Here is a 20,680-nt window from a genome sequence, read left to right as displayed (position 1 = left end):
ATGTCAGATATTTCTGCTGAGCGGCAGACACACCTCAAACAGCTCGAGGCCGAGTCGATCCATATCATCCGCGAGGTGGCGGCCGAGTTCCGCAACCCGGTGATGCTCTATTCCATCGGCAAGGACTCCTCGGTGATGCTGCACCTGGCGCGCAAGGCCTTCTTCCCCGGGCCGCCGCCGTTCCCGCTGATGCACATCAACACCACCTGGAAGTTCCGCGAGATGATCGCCTTCCGCGACCGCATGGCCGCCGAGGTGGGCATGGAGCTGCTGGTGCATACCAACGAGGAGGGGCGCGCCGCCGGCATCAACCCCTTCGACCACGGCTCCAGTGGCTATACCGACGTGATGAAGACCCAGGCGCTCAAGCAGGCGCTGGACAAGTACGGCTTCGATGCCGCCTTCGGCGGCGCCCGCCGCGACGAGGAGGCCAGCCGCGCCAAGGAGCGGGTGTTCTCGTTCCGCGACAAATTTCACCGCTGGGACCCAAAGAGCCAGCGCCCCGAGCTGTGGAACCTCTACAACGCGCGAGTCAACAAGGGCGAATCGATCCGCGCCTTCCCGCTCTCCAACTGGACCGAGCTGGATATCTGGCAGTACATCTATCTCGAGCAGATTCCCATCGTACCGCTCTACTACGCCGCGCCACGCCCGGTGGTGGAACGCGACGGCATGCTGGTAATGGTCGACGACGAGCGGCTGCCGCTCGCCCCCGGCGAAGTGCCGGAGGAGAAGTGGGTGCGCTTCCGCACCCTGGGCTGCTATCCGCTGACCGGTGCGGTGGAATCGAAGGCCGACACGCTGCCCGAGATCATCCAGGAGATGCTGCTGACCCGCACCAGCGAGCGCAGCGGTCGAGCCATCGACCACGACCAGGCCGGCTCGATGGAGAAGAAGAAGCGCGAGGGGTACTTCTGATGGCACATCAATCGACACTGATCGCCGAGGACATCGAAGCCTACCTCCGCGAGCACGAAAACAAAGACCTGCTCCGCTTCATCACCTGCGGCAGCGTCGACGACGGCAAGTCGACCCTGATCGGCCGTCTGCTGCACGATTCCAAGATGATCTACGAGGACCAACTGGCCGCCATCGCCAGGGACTCGAAAAAAGTCGGCACTACCGGGGAGGAAGTTGACCTGGCGCTGCTGGTCGATGGCCTGCAGTCGGAGCGCGAGCAGGGCATCACCATCGACGTGGCCTACCGCTTCTTCTCCACCGACAAGCGCAAGTTCATCATCGCCGATACGCCGGGGCACGAGCAGTACACGCGCAACATGGCCACCGGCGCCTCCACGGCCAACCTGGCGATCATCCTGATCGATGCCCGCTACGGTGTGCAGACCCAGACCCGGCGCCACAGCTTCATCGCCGACCTGCTGGGCATCCAGCACTTGATCGTGGCGGTGAACAAGATGGATCTGGTCGACTACTCGCAGGCGCGCTTCGACGAGATCGTCGAAGAGTACCAGGCGGTTGCCGACAAGCTGCACGCTCCTGACATCCGCTTCGTGCCGATGTCCGCCCTCAAGGGCGATAACGTCGTCAACAAGAGCGAAACCATGGGCTGGTACACCCAACCGGCCTTGTTGGAGCTGCTGGAAAACGTAGAGATCAGCCACGACCAAAACCTTCGTGACCTGCGCTTCCCGGTACAGTACGTCAACCGCCCCAACCTCGACTTCCGCGGCTACGCCGGGACCCTGGCTGCCGGTATCGTGCACCGCGGCCAGAAAGTTATGGCGCTGCCCTCCGGCAAGGTTTCCAAGGTGGAAAGAATCGTCACCTTCGATGGCGATCTCGAGATCGCCTACCCGGGGCAGGCAGTTACACTCACCCTCGAGGATGAGATCGATATCTCCCGCGGCGACTGGCTCGTGGCGGAAGAGGCCAAGGTGCCGCTTGCCAATGGCTTCGAGGCGGATATCGTCTGGATGCATGAAACGCCGCTGGAGCCCGGCAGGCTCTACGACCTCAAGCTTGCCACCCGGGCCGTGGCCGGCAAGGTCACGGCCATCGACTACCAGGTCGACGTCAACACGCTTGAGCATCGCCACGCCGAGAATCTCGATCTTAACGCCATCGCGCGGTGTCATATCGAACTGACGGCGCCCGTACCCATCGACGATTACCGCACCAGCCCCGGTACCGGCTGCTTCATCGTCATCGACCGTCTCAGCAACGTAACGGTCGGGGCGGGGATGATCCACCAGCCGCTGGATAGTGAACTGCCCTACGAATTCCGAGAGCATGACAGCAAGGCCAACGTGGTGTGGAACCGCACCAGCGTTACCCAGGCCATGCGCGAGCAGCTCAACGGTCACCAGGGCAAGTGCGTCTGGTTCACCGGTCTATCAGGTGCGGGAAAATCTTCACTGGCCAACGCCTTGGAAGTGGAACTGAACCGCCGTGGTTATCACACCATGTTGCTGGACGGCGACAACATCCGCCACGGCCTGTGCAAGGACCTCGGCATGAGCGAGGAAGACCGCGCCGAGAACATCCGCCGCGTGGGCGAAGTGGCACGATTGTTCGCCGAAGCGGGTATTATCGTGATCACTGCCTTCATCTCCCCGTTCCGCGCCGACCGCGATGCTGCGCGGGCCCTGTTTCAGAGCGGTGGCTTCATCGAAGTATATGTCGACACTCCGCTGGATATCTGCGAGCAGCGCGATCCCAAGGGGCTCTACCAGAAGGCCCGCGAAGGCAAGATCAAGGACTTTACCGGCATCAACAGTCCCTACGAGGTACCAAAAGCTGCTGAGGTCACCGTCAATACCGCCGAATTGTGTCAGCAGGAGATCGTCGGGTTGCTGCTCAAGCAACTCAAGTAGATTTAAGACTGCAAGATTATTACCTGGCAAGCTATGTAGGAACGCATTCGCCTAGAGAAAAATTCGTAGTAAAGAAATAGTAGCAAATAAACTTGATTATTAAGATGAAGGAATAACGATGTTTAACGACTCTTCCGTATTGGTTACAGGTGGAACCGGGTCATTTGGCCATACTTTCATTCCCATGCTGCTGGAAAAATATAACCCCAAGCGGGTCATCATCTTTTCCCGTGATGAAATGAAGCAATGGGAAATGGCCAAGAAGTTCCATAACGACCCACGTGTGCGGTTCTTCATCGGCGACGTGCGTGACCGTGAGCGTGTCTATCGTGCCCTGGATGGTGTCGATTACGTGGTTCACGCCGCAGCCACCAAGATTGTACCCACCGCCGAGTACAACCCGTTCGAGTGTGTGAAGACAAACGTCCACGGTGCCATGAACCTTATCGATGCCTGTATCGACAAAGGGGTCAAGAAGGTTGTGGCGCTCTCCACGGACAAGGCCAGCAGCCCGATCAACCTGTATGGGGCTACCAAGCTGACTTCCGACAAGCTATTCGTGGCGGGTAATTCATACGCAGGCGGGCATGATACTCGCTTCGCAGTCGTGCGTTATGGCAATGTTATGGGCTCTCGCGGTTCGGTCATCCCGTTCTTCATGTCCATCAGGGACAAAGGCGTACTGCCGATAACGGATGAGCGCATGACGCGCTTCATGATCAGCCTGGAGCAAGGGGTCGAGCTGGTCTGGCACGCCTTCGAGGATATGGAAGGTGGCGAGATCTACGTCAAGAAAATCCCCTCCATGAAGGTAACGGACCTTGCCCGGGTGGTGGCTCCGGAAGCCAAGCAGGAAGTCGTTGGCATTCGTCCTGGCGAAAAGCTGCATGAGCAAATGATCGGTTCTGAAGACGCCTACTACACATACGAATACCCTGAGCATTTCAAGATTCTTCCAGCAATTAATAGCTGGGACCAGGATGCCAACCGCATCAAGAACGGAAAGAAAGTTCCAGATGGCTTTGTATATGCAAGCGATAATAATGCCGAGTGGATGAGTGACGAAGAGCTCAAGTCCTGGATCGACGCCAATTGGGAAAAAATCGGGAGCATTTAATGATTCCATATGGCCGTCAGGATATACAGCCGCAGGACATCGAGGCGGTGTTGGAGGTCTTGCGCTCCGATTTTCTTACTCAGGGGCCGGTCGTGCCACGCTTCGAGCAGGCCGTGACCGAGAAAGCGGGCGCTCGCCACGCCTTGGCAGTGAACAGCGCGACTTCAGCGTTGCACATTGCGTGCTTGGCACTGGGGCTAGGCGAAGGGGATTGGCTGTGGACCTCTCCCATTACCTTCGTTGCCTCGGCGAACTGCGGCCTTTACTGCGGTGCCAAGGTCGATTTCGTTGATATCGATCCCAGAACGTACAATCTCTGCCCTAACGCTCTTGAGGCCAAACTGGAACAGGCCGAGCGAGAAGGGCACTTGCCCAAGGTCGTGGTGGCAGTTCACCTCTGTGGGCAGCCCTGTGACATGCAGGCTATCCATGCACTTAGCCAGCGTTATGGCTTCCGGATCATAGAGGATGCTTCGCATGCAATCGGCGGCAAGTACAAGGGCGAGTACATCGGGAGCTGCCGCTACAGCGACATCACGATCTTCAGTTTTCATCCAGTAAAGATCATCACTACGGCAGAAGGTGGGATGGCGCTGACGAACGACGATCAGCTGGCGCAGAGAATGGACCTACTGCGTAGTCATGGGGTGACCAGGGATGCCAAGCTGATGACGCATGAAGCGGATGGCCCTTGGTATTACCAACAGGTTGACCTTGGCTTCAACTACCGAATGACCGAGCTGCAGGCTGCATTGGGCGTTTCGCAACTGGAGCGGCTCGACGATTACGTCGCCCGCCGCAACGTGCTCGCCGAACGCTACGATAACCAGCTTGATAAGCTGCCCGTGGTCACCCCTTGGCAGCACCCCGACAGTTACTCCGGCCGTCACCTCTACGTGATTCGCCTCAAGCTGGATGAGACTAGTGTCAGCCATCGCCAGGTTTTCGAATCACTGCGTGAGCAGGGCATAGGCGTAAACCTGCACTATATTCCAGTGCATACTCAGCCCTACTATCAGGCGATGGGGTTTCAGCGGAATGATTTTCCAGAGGCCCAGCGCTACTATGCCGAGGCCATCAGCTTGCCGCTATTCCCCACCATGTCCACCGCCCAGCAGGACGAAGTCGTAAGTGCCGTGCAGCAAGCGCTGGAGGTTGCATGAGCGATAACGCTCGTTCGGCAAGCGTGGCGGTGATTCCCGCCCGTGGAGGCAGCAAACGTATTCCCCGCAAGAACATCAAACCGTTCGCCGGCAAGCCAATGATCGCGTGGTCGATCGAGGCTGCCCTGGCCAGCGGTTGCTTCGATCGTGTTCTCGTCTCAACCGATGACGAAGAGATCGCAACGGTGGCCAGCGAATGGGGCGCCGAGGTGCCGTTTAGACGCCCGGCCGAACTATCCGACGATCACACTGGCACCATTCCCGTCATCGCTCATGCCATCGAGTGGCTCCGCGAGCAGGGCGAAGCCCCAACAGCCGTTTGCTGCCTCTACGCCACGGCGCCCTTCGTACATCCGGTTGACTTGAGGAGTGGCTACGAAAGACTGCAGGGTCACGAAGACGTTGACTATGCTTTCTCAGTGACCAGTTACGCCTTCCCAATACAGCGGGCGCTGCGCCTGACTCCGCATGGAGGCGTGGCCATGTTCCAGCCCGAACATTTTCATACTCGTTCCCAGGACCTGGAAGAAGCCTGGCATGATGCCGGCCAGTTCTATTGGGGGCGAGCCGAGGCATGGCTCAAGGGCTTGCCGATATTCTCGGAACGTGCCGTGCCGGTGACCCTGCCGCGCCATCGTGTGCAGGATATCGATACCCTTGAGGATTGGCAGCGCGCGGAATGGTTGTTCAGAGCCTGGCAGGCGGAACTAGGGAACGAGGAACAGTGAGTTATCGGCCTGATGCAAACCGGGGAAAGGTCGTTGCCATTCGCGCCGATGCCTCGCTCGAGATTGGTACCGGCCACGTGATGCGCTGCCTTACGTTGGCTCGCGCACTACGTGGAGCGGGGACCGAGTGTCACTTCCTTTGTCGTGAGCACCCGGGCAACCTGACCGATATGATCCAGAGCGACGGGTTTGTCGTGCATCGTCTACCGCTCGATGGCCATGACGATCCAGGCCAGTTTTTAGCCCATCCTTATGGGTCGAATGGCATGACGGAGCACTCCCACTGGCTGGGTGTGCACTGGCAAGCCGATGCGGAAGAATGTCGAACTATCCTTGAAGAACTGACCCCGGACTGGCTGATAGTAGACCATTATGCGCTGAACGCCTGCTGGGAAAGGGCCGTGCTCCCCCAGGGTACTCGCCTAATGGTCATCGATGACCTAGCGGATAGATCGCATATTGCGGACATCCTTCTCGACCAGAACCTTGGGCGCAATGAGAAAGACTACGAGAACTTGGTTCCCGCACGCTGCCGCTGCCTGATTGGCCCGCGCTATGCGCTGCTGCGCCCTGAATTCGTTGAGTTGCGTGAGGCGAGCCTGGACCGTCGGCGTGAGCCGTTTGAGCCCAAGCAGCTACTGATCAGCCTGGGGGGTGTCGACAAGGATAATGCGACTGGGGCAGTGCTGGATGCGCTCAAATCCTGCGGCTTGCCTGGCGCCTGCCACATCACAGTCATCATGGGGGCGTCGGCCCCCTGGTTGGATACGGTCAGGACCAAGGCCGGCGAACTGCCCTGGCATTGTGACGTTGTAGTCAACGTGACAGACATGGCCAGGCGCATGACCCAGGCGGATCTTGCCATCGGCGCCGCCGGAAGTACCTCGTGGGAGCGATGCTGCCTCGGTGTGCCAACCTTGATGCTGGAATTGGCAGACAACCAGAAGGGCATCGCCGAGGCCCTTCATCAGGTTGGCGCGGCTTATAACGTGGGCAAACCTGACGCAGTGAATCGCTTACCCGACATCTTGGACAAGCAAATTCGACCAAAAACTCTAGCTCGAATGAGTCGTATTGCCTCTGGTCTCGTTGACGGCAACGGGTTAACACGGTTGGTCAAATTGATGACAACAGAAAGTCATCAAGAGGAAGTACCCAATGGTTGAGGATGAGGATCAACTCCGTCCACTTCTGAAAGCGGAGCTGGAAGTCGTGCGCGAATGGCGTAACCATCCAGACGTTCGTCGCTACATGTATACGCAGCATGAAATCGGAGCAGAGGAGCACCTTGCCTGGTTCAAGAGAGCTCAACAAGATCCAAATCGGCATCTATTGCTCTACCTTCGGCAAGGCACTCCGATGGGCTTTGCCAATGTCTCGATCGTCAACGTGCCAGCGAGACGAGCCGAGTGGGGTTTTTACTTGGCGCCCGACGCACTGCCCGGCAGCGGCCAATGCCTAGGGCGTGCCACACTGGCATATGCATTCGAGACGCTGGGCTTGCACAAACTCTGCGGTGAAGCGTTGGCCTTCAATACGCGTTCGATACGCTTCCACGAACGCCTAGGATTCACACGGGAAGCCACGCTGCGTGATCATCATTTCGATGGCCAGGCGTTTCACGATGTCATCGGATTCGGGCTTCTCGCCAGTGACAGAACAGGAGCAAAAGCATTATGACCATACCGTTTATTGAAATTGACGGGCGCAGAATTGCTGCGGATCAGCCTCCATATATCATCGCTGAACTTTCCGCCAACCATAACGGAAAGCTCGAAACCGCACTACGCATCATCGAAGAAGCCAAGAAAGCGGGTGCAGATGCGGTGAAGCTACAAACCTACCGCCCCGATACGATAACCCTCGACTGTGACAGCGACGATTTTAAAATAAAAGGTGGCTTGTGGGACGGTCGGACATTGTATGAGCTCTATGAAGAAGCTCACATGCCGTGGGAATGGCATGAGCCACTCTTCGCACGCGCCCGTGAGCTTGGCATCACCATCTTCAGTTCCCCCTTCGATACCACGGCTGTCGACCTGCTCGAAAGCTTGGGCGCTCCCGCTTACAAGATCGCATCATTCGAAGCCGTGGACCTGCCCTTGATCGAGTACGTTGCCAAGACTGGCAAGCCGATGATCATCTCGACAGGTATGGCCGATGCGGAAGAAATTCAGGAAGCCATAGACGCTGCCCGCGGTGCCGGCTGCAAACAACTGGCTATCTTACATTGCGTAAGCGGCTATCCGGCTCCCGCCGAAGATTACAATCTGCGCACAATACCCGACATGGTAGAGCGCTTCGGTTTGGTGACGGGGCTGTCGGATCACACCCTGGATAATACTACGGCCATCACCAGCGTCGCCTTGGGTGCAAGCCTTATCGAGAAGCACTTCACTCTTGATCGCAACGGGGGTGGGCCAGACGACAGTTTCTCGCTGGAACCCAAGGAACTCGCTGAATTGTGCCGCGATAGCAAGACGGCATGGAGTGCGATGGGGAAAGTAGATTACGGAAGAAAGTCGAGTGAGACGGGAAATGCTCAGTTTCGGCGCTCGTTATACGTTGTTCAGGGCGTACAAAAGGGAGAGTGTTTTACTCAGAAAAATATTAAAAGCATTCGTCCTGGATTCGGTATGGAGCCTAAATACCTTAAGGATGTGCTGGGGAAAACTGCTGTCAAAGAAATTTCTGCAGGAACACCACTGAATTCATCATTAGTGAAATAAAAGCCAAGGCAATGATAAAAAAATATTTAAGTAACTGCAAGGGTAAAGTTGATATATTGTTAACAACATATCCGGAGAAAAAATCAAGAAACGTAGGGGATAACTTAATAAGCCATTCGGCTTTGAAAATAGCAAAATCTCTCGATAAGAATTATGCGCCGAGCGTTTATTTCAGAAAGAAAAATTTGGATGAAATCCAAGAAAATATAAAAAGCATACTTGCTCCAGGTTTTTCAGTTGCTAATAAAACATATCCGAAGTTTTATAATCTTTATAGCGATCTGAGCCAAATTAAAAACTTTTTTCCCATTGGCTGCTCGTTTCAGTATCCAGGCGTATATTTAAACGTATTTGATAATTTTGAATATAGCAACGAAACACTACATTTTTTGGAGAGAATTACAAAAAAACATGGCGCATTGCATTGTCGTGACGAACTAATTATTGCGTTGTTAAAAAAACACGACATACCTAGTGTTTATAGTGGCGATATGGCTCTTTACGATCCAGAGATGATCGGTGTGCATGGTAAAAGGATTAAAGATATAAAATCTATAGTTTTTACAGTTCAACATAGCCCCATTTATAACAAGCAGGCAATAAGAATACTCAAGAGTTTAAAGGAAGAGTTTGGCTCGGCAGAGCTATATATTTCGCTTCATAGCAGAAAAAACAATAACGATAAGTTGATTATAGAGGCGGCCGAAGCGTTAGGATACAAAACTCTTGAGCTTTCTGGTGAGGTTGAAAATTTAGAAGTGTACAAAAATGTAGATTTGCATGTTGGCTATCGGTTGCATGGGCACATACATTTCCTAAGAAATAGAAAGCCTTCTGTTTTAATAGTTGAAGATGTGAGGTCCTACGGTTTTTTCTTAACAACGGGCACTTCTGTAGGATGCTTTCCTTCCTTGAGAGAGCTCGATTCGACAATTAACATGCAGCTAGATCATAATATTTGTTCATTTTTAAGAAGCCAGATAGATAATCAATTTGAAGCTTACGAAGCCCTCAATGAATTTATCGATCTAAACTACAAAAAAGTAATAAGGCCTTTTTATAAAAATTTCATAAGAAAAAGGTGGTTGGAGAAAATTAAATTAAATTGAAAATATATATGAATTTCGTATATTACAAATTTAATTGAAAAGATTTTTGCTAGTATAGAGATAGGCGCATTTGTGGATGCCAAATCCAAGTTAAACAAAAAGGAAGCTGTTTGGATATGAAGGAGAAAGAAATGAAAGAGTTAAGTCCTAAGGTGGAAGAGATTGGAATGATTCGCCAGATGTATCGATGCTCTTTGCCGGAACAAGTCAGAATTGAGATACGACGAAAAATCAGAAAGTTCAAGAAAGTTTTAGGCCAACCAACTCCAAAAAAGGTGGATCCTATTCCTGGCATGCTAGCAGAAGCCAAGAGGCTTCTAAGTGCTTGGCAGCTTGAAGCTTCATTATCGTTGGTCGAAGGAATACTTGAATTGGATAGTGAGAACCGACGGGCTTTGCAGTTGAAAGGCGTGCTGCTTGGAAATTTAGGAAAACTTAAAGAATCGTTGTCTGTTACTCTTTCTACGCTTGAAAAATATCCACTGGATGTTCCTTCTCTAAAACAGCTTCGTGCTCTAGGTTATAAGCCTAAAGAGGCTTCACGTATCACAGCAATTGCATACGCACGCAACTACAATTACGATCCCGTAATATGCTTAGAATGCGCAGAATATCTTTATGACGCTGAGCTTTTTGCAGAATCGGTAGAGTTGTGTGAAGTAGGTTTGGCTGCAATTTCAGCATTGAAGTATACCGCAAAGTTAGCTTTGGTCGCTGGTCAGTTGAAAATAGAAAAAGCTAAAGCACTTGAAGCGGATGGAAAGCTAAAGGATGCAGAGGATTTATATTGTAGCCTTTTGGTAGAGCCAGCAGTTGGTCGCAGTGCAGTAGTAGGGCTTGCGCGCTGTTTGTTAGAATATGGTAAATCCGATCGAGCTGAGAGCTTGCTGGAAGCTATCGGAAAGAAAGCTACTGTATTTTCTTCCCTTATGCTTGACGTTTTGCAAGCCCAAGGACGGTTAAGAGATTCTTATCTATTATATCGTAAAAGACCTGTAAGCAGAGCGATGGCAAAGGCCTTTAGCATGCCCCATCCTCCTGAAGAATTAAACATATGCGATTCAGCCAATAAGTTTAAAAAAGCCCTTATTTTATTAGAAGGTGGTCCAGGAGATGAAATAAGGTTTTCAACGCTATATAATGACATAGCAGATAAGTTCTTAAAAGTAACCATGACGTGTGACCCGCGTCTTGAAAGTGTAATGAGTAGGAGTTTCCCTCACATATCATTTATTCCCGTGCCGCGCAGGAGACGGGAATTTGTTGAGAATATGCTGGACAGAACAAAAATACCAGATGCAGTTTTATTCCAGTGCGTGACAGATAATGTATTAGAGGAATCAAGTAAATATGAAGTAGTTTGTTCTATTCTTGATACTTTAGCTGATGTCAGACCAAATTTTGACAGCTTTCCGACCTCTAAGAATTCATTGCAGCCATGCGAAGCTTTGGTGAGCTATTGGAGTGAGCAGCTTGAACCCACAAAAAAGGTTAGGATAGGACTGGCTTGGCGTAGTATGCTCCAAACTGTTGCTAGGAATAAGCACTACTTTACTGTAAATCAGCTAGTTTCACTTAAAGACATACCAAATTGCGAATTTTGGCTGCTTCAGCCTGGGGTGACAGAAGGTGAAATTGCTTTTCTACGCCAGCATATTGATATCCATGTTCCCAAAGATCTAGATCTTGTAGACGATTTTGAAAACCAACTTGCGCTAATTTCGTGTCTGGATTATGTGATTAGTCCTTTTACGACTACAGGAGAACTTGCCGCAGCTTGTGGTGTTCCTGTCCTATTAACTTCCACTAGTCGTAATACTACATGGCGGCGACAGAAAAGCGGATATGATATTTGGCATTCAAATGCAACTATTATTTCTATTCCCGAGGAATCTTCTAAACAAAAAGTAGTAGAAGAAACTGTCCATTACTTAAACGAACAAATAGCCGGGTTGGATTGTAGGAAAAGAAAGCCAATAGAAGTTGTTAGTGTCGCTGAAAGAGAATCAGATATGTAAGAAATCCATATGGTCGAACTTGATTTGGGTAATTAGTATTTGTTTCATTAAGTAGAATAGAGCTTAAAAACAATAAATATGAGCTAGTAAAAAAGTGGGATCTCACGAGAGTCTCGCTGATTTTTTCTTGCTTTTTTAAAAATTTAAGCTGCTATGGTGACAGGGACAGCCTTGTAATGGATTTGTTGGGTTTTTTTAAAAGTAGGTTGAGGGTTGCCTACCGCCATTACAAGGCGGTCGCAAACATTTTAAACAGTAAAAGGTCAGTTCGAGTTGCAAAAGCACTTGAAAAAAGCTCCGATCCAGTGCAGCTTTTTTCTTCTCTTCAAAAAAAAGTTTTCATTTCCGAAAATATTTTATGGCAATCTCTTTTATATTTAAGTAATAGGCGAAACCCTATTTACGATCTTATAGCCAAACATAAGGATGAGCTTTCTAGCGCAGAAATAAAATATTTAGTTAGTCTTTGTGAAGGTTTGTCGTCACCATCACCTGTTTCGATTGCTAAGGTGGAGGAATTTATTACTTTCTATAGCAAAAACAGAGGGAAGCTGAAGAATGAGAGTGACTATAGACGCTTGCTGATAACATTTATCGTTAAAAAAGTTCCTTCTTCTCAAGCATATAATGCTTTCTCACGTGCAGGGCTGATGGATAAGATTACTGTTCATCAAGTGCTTAAGGTGTTGCGTAGGGCTTCAGTTGAAAGGGAATGTGCTGTTTTCAATAATTTAAAGAAGCAGTATTTAAATGAAATGACTCCTGCTGCTTTAGTCAAAGTAAAGTATTGGGAGTCCCAGGTTGAAAAAAATTGCAAGTTAAAATACAAAGAGCTTGAGACTGAATTCTGCCAATTGGAAAAAGCTCTTTCAAAAGAATATGAAGAATACTTGTTGCCGCTCTTCAGTGCTATTCCTGTAAAGCAGAATATGCTTGATTTTTATATTGAGGCAAGCAAGTATCATAAGCTAAAAAATGAACTGGAAGAGACAATAAGGCAAGAAGATTCTTACTCTTTTGTTCGGCTGAATGATGGTGAAGGGTATGGATTTCCTGATGCTTTGCCTTGTGCGTTCGATATGGAGCGACAAGAGCTTCATTGGTGGGGAGAGGTTCTGGCCACTGATTTGAGAGAAAAGATCCAAGAAGATTTCAGACGAAGCATGCGCCAACATGATATTGTTGGTATTCCCAGTGTGTTCAGATTTATTGACGAACTTAGCATTAATCGGGACTACAGCATTTTTAATAACGCCCTGCTCTGTAGGTTGTTCACGCTTTGTCATGGTTATTTATCAGAGTATAGAGGCGAATCTTATATAACTGAAGGTCAAATTAATCTCTATTTGTTTGATAAAGGTTTTATTGATCGGTTGTCAAGCCTTGCCCGGCACGTTGTTTTTATTTCAGGGGCGAAGAAAGAATATTTGCAGCGTGTTTTCTCAGATCTGCAGCATGCTTCGTATATCGAATTGCCAACACATCGGCTCCTGAAGGCTGAAAAATTTAGTTATTCGGAAGCTGCGCAGCCTTTGCCATATGTCTACGAAGATTACATTGAGCAGATTAGAGGACTGTCGGGCCCTGGCGTAGTGTTCTTCATTTCCGCTGGATTCATAGGAAAAATTTTCGCTGCAGAAGTCGCAAAAAACGGGGGAGTTGCCTTGGATGTAGGGCAGACGTTGATGAATATAGTCGCGAATCACGGCGATGCTTAAATTTTATCGCTCCGTGCGCCTTTTTTTTAAGGGGCTAGAAAGAAACTTTAAGATTATTCGATTCGGCGATGTTCCGGTATATCATGTCCGAAGCGAGGCGGAAGAAAAGTACAAGCGACTCAGTACATCACGTATACCTCGGGTGGTAGCGGCAATTTATTTATTCAGAGAGTTTTTTTTATCAAGGCATAAACGTTATATTGGGGCTGTGCCAGAGACTTTGTATTGTGGTAGCACAAGGAATAATGAAAGAGAATTTTTATTTCTTCAAGAAATACTGGAAAATAGTGAAGTCTCTGGCTTGTTTGAATATGAGAAAGAAAAAAATATTTCATTTTATCCGACCAAGAAAGGGAAGAATGATTTGCACCATGTTTTAGTCAGATTAGCCTTTTATTTTTGCTGTCTCGTTTATCTCTGTCAAATAAAAATTAATCCCACCTCGCTAAGGTTTCTTATTCGCTTTGCCAATGCTTACTATCGATTGTTTGTTTATTTTGAACGCACAATAGCAAAGCCAAGAATTTCCATTTTTGCTAACGATCATACGGATATCTCCGTCGCACTCTCAATGATAATGAAACTGCATAGTGTTCCCAGAATTTATGTTCAGCATGCTGAGGTGACCCAGGATTTTCCTGGTTTAGATTTTGAATACTCTGTTTTACGAAATGATAAATCTTTAAGGATATATGCTTCGATAGCCGAGATTGACGGAAGTACCTATGTCATTCCGAGGGAGAAGAAAGCCACCTCATTCGAGAAAATAACTCATGTCCCACCGGATAAAGTAGATGTTGTTATTTATCTGAGTTCCACGTTTATCCAGAAAAAAGTGGAGGTGGTCGTAAGCTACTGCCAACTTAATCCCGGCATACGAAGTGTTGCGATAAAAAAGCATCCACGTTCGCAAGATAGAGATTTTGCTTTTCTCAATGGTGTTTCCGTTTATGACATTGTTCCTGAGTTTGATCATATTGCATTGGTTCCGAACTCTTCTGTGGTGATTGGTCTCCTTCATTGCGGAATAAAAACGTATCAGTTGTTCGAACTCGACCATATCAGAGAAGACTACTATGGTTTTGTAAGAGAGATGGTGACACCAAAAATCCATATTGAGGAACTAAAGGCCCGCTTCTGGAAAGGAGGTTTTTATAACGAAAGCTGGCTTGAGAGATTTAAAGCTTATGACCCGAGCGTTTCCGATCATTGGGAAAAAGATCTTATCCAATTAAAAAATGATGTCGCGAAACAGCTCATGATATCGAAGAGTTCTTGCTGACTTTGTTTAAGGTGTGACTGTGCTGAATCATTTGAAAACATTGAAGCGTGTCCTACAGGTTAAATATTTATATAAAGTCGAAGTCACTACTCCCGCAGCAAGGAGAAATCAAAAAAAGAAAACTGTTTGTCCAGCGGGCGACCGAGATCAGACATCTAGCTTTGACCAGCTCAGGAATGAATTTGTTCTTTATCGAATCATAGGCAATGATCTGGTCCCTCGGCATGAGAAAGGGCAGTCACGAAAAAATTTAGATTTTATACTGAAGAATGAGCCTGATCTGGAGGGATGCGAAAAAAGATATATCGTAAATCGCATCGTTGATCCTGATGAGGAAAATTCCATTATAGGCATGCTGGAATCGGCCGGCGTTCAGTATATCCATATCCCGTTCCACCTCGATGAGTATCAAGGCTTACCTTTGGATCATGAGGGTGTTCCAAGAAAATATTTGCCGACAGGAGAGTTGTTCCCTCAATTGAATGCCGCGCAGCAGTGCCGGATATGGATGCGTCTTTATCGTCATAAAAATAACTACGTGATGAACAACAATGGGGCAAGGAATGCTGCCCTCCGAGAGGCAAAAACACATGCCAAATGGGCGCTTCCCTGGGATGGTAATTGCTTTCTTACTGCCGAGGCATGGGAAGTAATCGTTGCGGATGTTAAAAAGCAATCCGAATGCCCTTATTTTGTCGTGCCTATGGCAAGAATACCTAATAATGAGAGCTTGCTGAACAAGGACTATAAACCCAAAGCGGATGAAGAGCCGCAAATGATCTTCCGGTGTGACAGCACCGAAGAATTCGATGAGGCGTGTTACTATGGCCGCCGCCCCAAGGTAGAGATGTTCTGGCGGCTCGGCATACCTGGTAAATGGGATCACTGGCATATCGAACCGTGGGATATTCCATGCCCTGATTACTCAAAAGATGCCGGCGCCTTTGCCAAGGCGGGTTGGGTAGCGCGGCTTTTTTCGGGGCAGGCCCATCTCGAAAAGGGGAGTAGCGGTTTGGTTGATCGCGGCTTGGCTCGCAATGAAGCCATTGCGGCCTTGCTCGACAAGCTCGATGGCGAAGGGTTCCATTTCAGGTACGATGCAACGCGCCTTTGCTATGTGCCTGTTATGGCATCAGGTGGCACTATAAGTGAAACGTTAAAGTGCACCTTGGTAAGCACGGCGGATGAAGCACTTTCCCGTGGGCCCTATTCGGTAGTCGATAAGAAAACGCTGCCTCCCAGCAAGAATCCCCACGACTATTGGCACCCCGCACCATATTTCTGGCCCATTCCGCTTCCCATCCCAGGGCTGCCTTATATACGTAAGGACGGCAAGCGTGTACCCGGTACGCGGCTGTACGAGTCTATGAGTGACAACTATGATCGCACTCGGCTGCAGCGGCTTTACGATGACACCTTCGTCCTAACCCTGGCGGGTAGCGTGAGCAAGGATGAGCGGTACGACGTCCATGCAGCAAACCTCGTTCGTACCTGGTTTCTGAACCCAGAGACTGCGATGGCACCTCATCTCGATTACGCTCAGGTGCGTAAAGGCTGGAACAAGAACCGGGGAAGTAGCTCGGGTATTATCGAGGCTAAGGATTTTTACTACTTTCTCGATGCCGTTAGGTTGCTCGAGCAACGCAGCAAGCTGACGCAGAGCGAATCGAATGCGTTCCGGGAATGGCTTTCGAAGTACTTGCATTGGCTGCGCACCAGCCCGCAGGGAGTGAAGGAGCGCGCATCGCAGAACAACCATGGTACCTACTACGATCTGCAGGTTGGCACCATTGCCGCGTTTCTCGGAGAGGACACGCTGCTGCGCCATACGCTGAGGGATAGTCGTTTCCGCATCGTGCATCAGTTTGCTGCCGACGGTAGTCAAACCGAGGAACTGAAGCGTACGACCACCGCCCACTACTGTTGCTTTAACCTGCAGGGGTGGATCCACTTGGCGCAGCTGGCTGAGTCATGCGGCGAGGACCTGTGGCGTTTCGAGGGGCCGCAGGGGCAGAGCCTACGCAGGGCCATGGAATGGTTGCTTCCATACTTGGAAAAGGAATGGCCCTATCAACAGATCGATAAATTCGATTCTGAACGGCTCTATCCTATCTTTTACGCTTATCTTTCCCATTATGGAGCGATGGATGGCTTTGAGCATTTGGAAATTCCCGGACAGGAAGACGTGAAACCGTTGTTCTGCCCTCATGATGGCATTCGGCCCTTTTGGCAGCTGAGTTGAATGGTAAAGGCTCATGATTCTTAGGTGTGATACCTGATGTGGTTTTATCGTGTTGCGCTACGCCACCTGTATTGGTCGGCAGCGGTGCTTAAGAAATTTTTCAAACTGGTGCCTCTGCCCACGCTTACACTCGTTGCATTGACCTTGGTGAGCCAGTTTTCCCGTATGCTGGCTTTCTTCTTGCCGCTGAAAGTCATTATCTTGATCGGCTCGACAGGCATGCCGCGCTATTTTCCCGATTCCTGGGCTGCCTTCGACCGAGACGTTCTGGTCATCGCACTTAGCCTTGCCACCGTCTTCTTCTATGCCGTGTCACTCTCATCGGAAAAATTGTTGAGCATCATGGCTGAGAAAGGTGCGGCCGGTGTGGTGGCAGGCACGCACAAGCTGGTCCTGTTCACGAATCAGGATGAAGTTGCAAGCCAAGCTTATCAGAAACTGGCTGCTGGCTTGGCTACCGCAGTATTGACGATAGTTATTGCCTTGCTTTTTTCCTTTATTTACCCGGCTTTTCTGTTCGCTGCGCTGACCTATGTGCTGGCCGCTTCAGCCTTCGTGTCGCTAATGGGCCGCAGTGCCGAAGCCCGTAGCGAGCTGCAACAGAAGGCGGCTACCCTGACGGGGCTGCTTTCGGGCATCGGCTTCATGCTTCTTTTCGCCTTCATGGTGGTGGATTTTTTGCTATGGGAAGGCGTTGGTTTCATAGTCGCAATTATCAGTTTGTTGCTCTCAAGGCAGCTTTTGAGCCGAATCGACGGGGTGATCAAGGATGCGATCTGGCTCAGTGATAAACACTTGCAGATCAATGCCATCTTTTTTACGGGCCACCGCCTGGAGCAAGTTCCGGAGCACTCTCGGAATAGGAAGTTCTGGAATTTTCTCTCTTTGAGTGAGAGCAGTGAGCCGTTATTGCCCGTGCTTGAGCAGGTCAGGGGACACGAGCTGCCGGACGGTATCGAGGTAAACTGCCATTGGAAACAAAGCGGCCTAACGGATCTGCTGGCTTTTGGAGTCGAGGTGAAGGGGACTGAAGATGAGCTTGAGCGGTACTTGCTGAAGATATTCGGTAAACGGCATCGTAAAGCGGCGATGAGCGAAGCCGATATCTTGTCGTCCGCTTCCGGCCATCTACTGCCTGTACCGGAGCTTGTGTACATCGGGGGGATGGAGGGCTTTGATGTGCACCTGTTCCGCTTGCCCAAGTGGTGCGTTCCGGGCGGCTATGCTGCGCCGAAGGTGCAGATAGAGTGGCTGGCGAAATATTGGCAGGTGGAGCCTGATAGAACACTGGTCAATCGCTATCAGCGGTCTCATCCACTGCTACAGCACCGTTTAGGTATGAGGATGCTTGAGCGATTGACGGTCGTAGCTAGTGACGGTGACGCTATGTCTGCTCTTAAACAAACCAAGGCTCGCTTCGAAGATATCCTGGAGGAATTGAACCTGCTTCCCTTGGCAGTGTTGAATCCCGGTGTGCCTAGGGATCTCTGTTTTGTATCGGAAACGGGAGAGCTGCTTCAGGCCCACTTGGGTAATTGGACGCTGGAGCCCATCGGTGTGGGATTACCATGCGGTGAGTCATGGCTACCGAAGCTTGATGAACTATTGGCCGAGGCTTCGGAAAAGCGAGAATCCCTACAGAATATTCCTTTGGCGCGCATTCGCCTTTGTGCTTGCTGTAGTACTTTTGAGCAGAACTTCAACAAGCAGCGATACGCCGATGCCATGGCGCTGCTGCCTGACATCCTTGGCTGCCTCTCCGAAATCGATATGGCTCATGAAGGAGAGAGCAAGAACCCGGCTTGCCCTGCGGCGGGTGAGGGCAACGCATGATTGCAGGTGTGCGAGCGCTTGCCGTCTCCATTGTTCTGCCAACCTATCGGGACTGGGATGCCTTGCGCTCTTGCCTCAATGCCTTGGCCGATCAGACCCTGCCGGCGCAAGAGTTCGAGATCCTCGTTGTGGAGAATGCCGGCGAGAGCCAGCCGCGCGATTTGGCGCTGCCCGGGAATGCTCGGCTCCTTCATGAGCCGGGGCCTGGCTCCTACGCAGCGCGCAATCGCGGTATTGCCGAAGCCCGCGGTGAAGTGCTTGCCTTCATTGATGCGGATTGCATAGCCGCTCCCGGCTGGCTGCAAGCCGGGCTTGAGTGCCTGCAAGCCAACCCTGACGCAGGGCTGGTGGCGGGCAATATCGAGCTGAGCTACGCCACATCGCGCTTGACCCCAGCCGAATGCTTCGAGAAGGCGTTTGCTTTTCGGCAGCGGCAGAACGTGGCCGATGGGGTTTCGGTGACGGCGAACCTGTTCGTGCGCCATGAAGTGTTCGATGAGGTGGGAGCGTTCGATTTCGGCTTGATGTCGGGTGGCGATTTCGAATGGACCCGGCGTGCTACCTCACAAGGGCATCGGCTGGTGTATTGCGAAAAAGCGGTGGTGCGCCACCCGGCACGCTCCTCACTCTCGGCACTTGCCGGCAAGGCCAGGCGGGTAACCTCCGGCAGCCAGACGCTGTACCAGGAGCACGGCGTGTTCGGTGGCATACGGCGAGTGGTGGGTAATCTTGTTGGCGATTTGGCCTCGCTTGCTTCCCGATGGGACATGACCTGGCGTGAGCGTGCCTGGGCGCTGCTGGTGCTCGTTTATCTCAAGGCAGTGAAGGTGGTACAGCGATTCCGACTGGTAACGACCAGGCACGGCAGGGCTGGGCCGCCGCGATGAGAGTGTTGTTTGCCGCTTCCTTCGGCGGGCATTGGGCTCAGTTGAAGCGATTGGCCGAGCTGATCGAGTGCGATGAGCGCCTGTTCGTTTCCACGGCCAAGGAGCAGAACCGGTCGGCAAATTTCTACCTGGATGATTTCAACGTTCGAGAATTGTGGCGTGGGGCGCGCCAATTGCCCCGTGCCATGAGCATCGTGCGGAAAAGCCGGCCCGACCTGATCGTCAGCACCGGCGCGGCCCCGGGCCTGCTGATTCTCTTTGCCGGTTTCCTGATGCGGCGCAAGACGATCTGGGTGGACAGCATTGCCAACAGCCGGCGGCTTTCGCTTTCCGGCCGGGCCGCGTGTCTATTCGCTACCCAGGTGCTCACGCAGTGGCCCGAGCTTGCTACATCACGTGTGCGCTACTTGGGCAGCCTGCTATGAAGCTGCTGTTCACTGCCGGCACCCAACTGGCATTCCCCCGCCTGCAGCAGGCAGTGAGGCAGGTGGCCCAGCAACGGCCGCAGTGGCAGCTCACCTTCCAGGCAGGCCCAGGGGCCAGGCTGGAAGCGCTAACCGAATGGCCGAACGTTCATGCCCGCCCACTGTTCACCAACGATGAGTTCCAGGCCCTGTTCGATGCGGCGGACCTAGTGGTGACCCACGCCGGCATGGGTAACATCATTGCCTGCCTGGAGGCGGGCAAGCCGATAATGATGCTGCCACGCCGGGCGAGCCTGGGTGAACACCGCAACGACCACCAAATGGATACCGCCGAAGCCTTCCTACGCATGTACAATGTGCCCGCTTATGAAAGCGTGCCGCCGCTGGTATTGGCCATCGTCGACACCAGCCACTGGCCGCAGGGTGGATCAAGCGCCACAGAGCGTATTCACCGCACGCGCAGCGCATTTGCACGAGAGTTCAATGCGTTGCTCAGTGAATTGTAGGGGACGCGTGACATGCATGAGGGAAGATGGGGGCGGTACCTGGCGCCGTCTCATGGCGACTGTATCACTGTCTCGAGAATGCCGTTTGC

17 protein-coding genes are annotated in these 20,680 nt (G+C 51.2%); all 17 read left to right on the top strand.

The features are described 5' to 3' along the window. The 17 genes from cysD (at position 1) to HBJ55_RS01755 (ending at position 20,591) form a co-directional block, all read left to right on the top strand. The gene (cysD, locus tag HBJ55_RS01835) at positions 1-918 is read left to right on the top strand and encodes a sulfate adenylyltransferase subunit CysD (protein WP_167110457.1); all 918 of its coding nucleotides are present in this window, start codon (positions 1-3) and stop codon (positions 916-918) included. Continuing rightward, entirely contained in the window at positions 918-2,834 is a 1,917-nt protein-coding gene (gene cysN, locus HBJ55_RS01830) for a sulfate adenylyltransferase subunit CysN (protein ID WP_167110455.1), read from the top strand. The genes cysD and cysN overlap by 1 nt, the downstream gene beginning before the upstream one ends. Before the next feature lie 118 nt (positions 2,835-2,952). Then, the gene (gene pseB, locus HBJ55_RS01825; protein WP_167110452.1) at positions 2,953-3,951 is read left to right on the top strand and encodes a UDP-N-acetylglucosamine 4,6-dehydratase (inverting); all 999 of its coding nucleotides are present in this window, start codon (positions 2,953-2,955) and stop codon (positions 3,949-3,951) included. Next, the gene (gene pseC, locus HBJ55_RS01820; RefSeq protein ID WP_167110450.1) at positions 3,951-5,114 is read left to right on the top strand and encodes a UDP-4-amino-4,6-dideoxy-N-acetyl-beta-L-altrosamine transaminase; all 1,164 of its coding nucleotides are present in this window, start codon (positions 3,951-3,953) and stop codon (positions 5,112-5,114) included. Before pseB ends, pseC begins: the two co-directional genes overlap by 1 nt. Continuing rightward, positions 5,111-5,842: a pseudaminic acid cytidylyltransferase gene (pseF, locus tag HBJ55_RS01815; RefSeq protein ID WP_167110448.1), complete on the top strand. Its 732-nt coding sequence runs from the start codon at positions 5,111-5,113 to the stop codon at positions 5,840-5,842. The genes pseC and pseF overlap by 4 nt, the downstream gene beginning before the upstream one ends. Continuing rightward, a complete protein-coding gene (gene pseG, locus HBJ55_RS01810) occupies positions 5,839-7,008 on the top strand; it encodes a UDP-2,4-diacetamido-2,4,6-trideoxy-beta-L-altropyranose hydrolase (protein ID WP_206022139.1) in 1,170 nt (389 codons plus the stop codon). The genes pseF and pseG overlap by 4 nt, the downstream gene beginning before the upstream one ends. Continuing rightward, a complete protein-coding gene (gene pseH, locus HBJ55_RS01805) occupies positions 7,001-7,522 on the top strand; it encodes a UDP-4-amino-4,6-dideoxy-N-acetyl-beta-L-altrosamine N-acetyltransferase (RefSeq protein WP_167110444.1) in 522 nt (173 codons plus the stop codon). Before pseG ends, pseH begins: the two co-directional genes overlap by 8 nt. Then, positions 7,519-8,571 (top strand): pseudaminic acid synthase, encoded by a 1,053-nt coding sequence (gene pseI / locus HBJ55_RS01800; RefSeq protein ID WP_167110442.1) that lies wholly within the window; start codon positions 7,519-7,521, stop codon positions 8,569-8,571. The genes pseH and pseI overlap by 4 nt, the downstream gene beginning before the upstream one ends. A gap of 11 nt (positions 8,572-8,582) precedes the next feature. Continuing rightward, positions 8,583-9,680 (top strand): polysaccharide pyruvyl transferase family protein, encoded by a 1,098-nt coding sequence (locus tag HBJ55_RS01795; RefSeq protein ID WP_167110440.1) that lies wholly within the window; start codon positions 8,583-8,585, stop codon positions 9,678-9,680. A gap of 116 nt (positions 9,681-9,796) precedes the next feature. Then, a complete protein-coding gene (locus HBJ55_RS01790; RefSeq protein ID WP_167110438.1) occupies positions 9,797-11,698 on the top strand; it encodes a tetratricopeptide repeat protein in 1,902 nt (633 codons plus the stop codon). A gap of 176 nt (positions 11,699-11,874) precedes the next feature. Then, positions 11,875-13,416, top strand: a complete 1,542-nt coding sequence (locus tag HBJ55_RS01785; RefSeq protein WP_167110436.1) for a hypothetical protein — start codon at positions 11,875-11,877, stop codon at positions 13,414-13,416. Next, a complete protein-coding gene (locus HBJ55_RS01780) occupies positions 13,409-14,698 on the top strand; it encodes a hypothetical protein (protein WP_167110434.1) in 1,290 nt (429 codons plus the stop codon). The genes HBJ55_RS01785 and HBJ55_RS01780 overlap by 8 nt, the downstream gene beginning before the upstream one ends. A 19-nt stretch (positions 14,699-14,717) precedes the next feature. Then, positions 14,718-16,940: an alginate lyase family protein gene (locus tag HBJ55_RS01775; RefSeq protein ID WP_206022138.1), complete on the top strand. Its 2,223-nt coding sequence runs from the start codon at positions 14,718-14,720 to the stop codon at positions 16,938-16,940. Positions 16,941-16,976: 36 nt separating this feature from the next. After that, the gene (locus tag HBJ55_RS01770; RefSeq protein ID WP_167110430.1) at positions 16,977-18,773 is read left to right on the top strand and encodes a hypothetical protein; all 1,797 of its coding nucleotides are present in this window, start codon (positions 16,977-16,979) and stop codon (positions 18,771-18,773) included. Next, complete coding sequence (locus tag HBJ55_RS01765; protein ID WP_167110428.1) at positions 18,770-19,660, top strand: glycosyltransferase family 2 protein; 891 nt, start codon at positions 18,770-18,772, stop codon at positions 19,658-19,660. Before HBJ55_RS01770 ends, HBJ55_RS01765 begins: the two co-directional genes overlap by 4 nt. Further along, the gene (locus HBJ55_RS01760) at positions 19,657-20,085 is read left to right on the top strand and encodes a UDP-N-acetylglucosamine transferase subunit ALG14 (protein WP_240935942.1); all 429 of its coding nucleotides are present in this window, start codon (positions 19,657-19,659) and stop codon (positions 20,083-20,085) included. The genes HBJ55_RS01765 and HBJ55_RS01760 overlap by 4 nt, the downstream gene beginning before the upstream one ends. Continuing rightward, positions 20,082-20,591, top strand: a complete 510-nt coding sequence (locus HBJ55_RS01755) for a glycosyltransferase (protein ID WP_167110426.1) — start codon at positions 20,082-20,084, stop codon at positions 20,589-20,591. The genes HBJ55_RS01760 and HBJ55_RS01755 overlap by 4 nt, the downstream gene beginning before the upstream one ends. The last annotated feature ends 89 nt before the right edge of the window (positions 20,592-20,680 follow it).

The sequence above is a fragment of the Billgrantia bachuensis genome (assembly GCF_011742165.1).
In the GTDB taxonomy this organism is placed as follows: Bacteria; Pseudomonadota; Gammaproteobacteria; order Pseudomonadales; family Halomonadaceae; genus Halomonas; species Halomonas bachuensis.
Note: the sequence above shows the minus strand (reverse complement) of the source record. Positions and strands in the feature narration are given on the sequence as shown.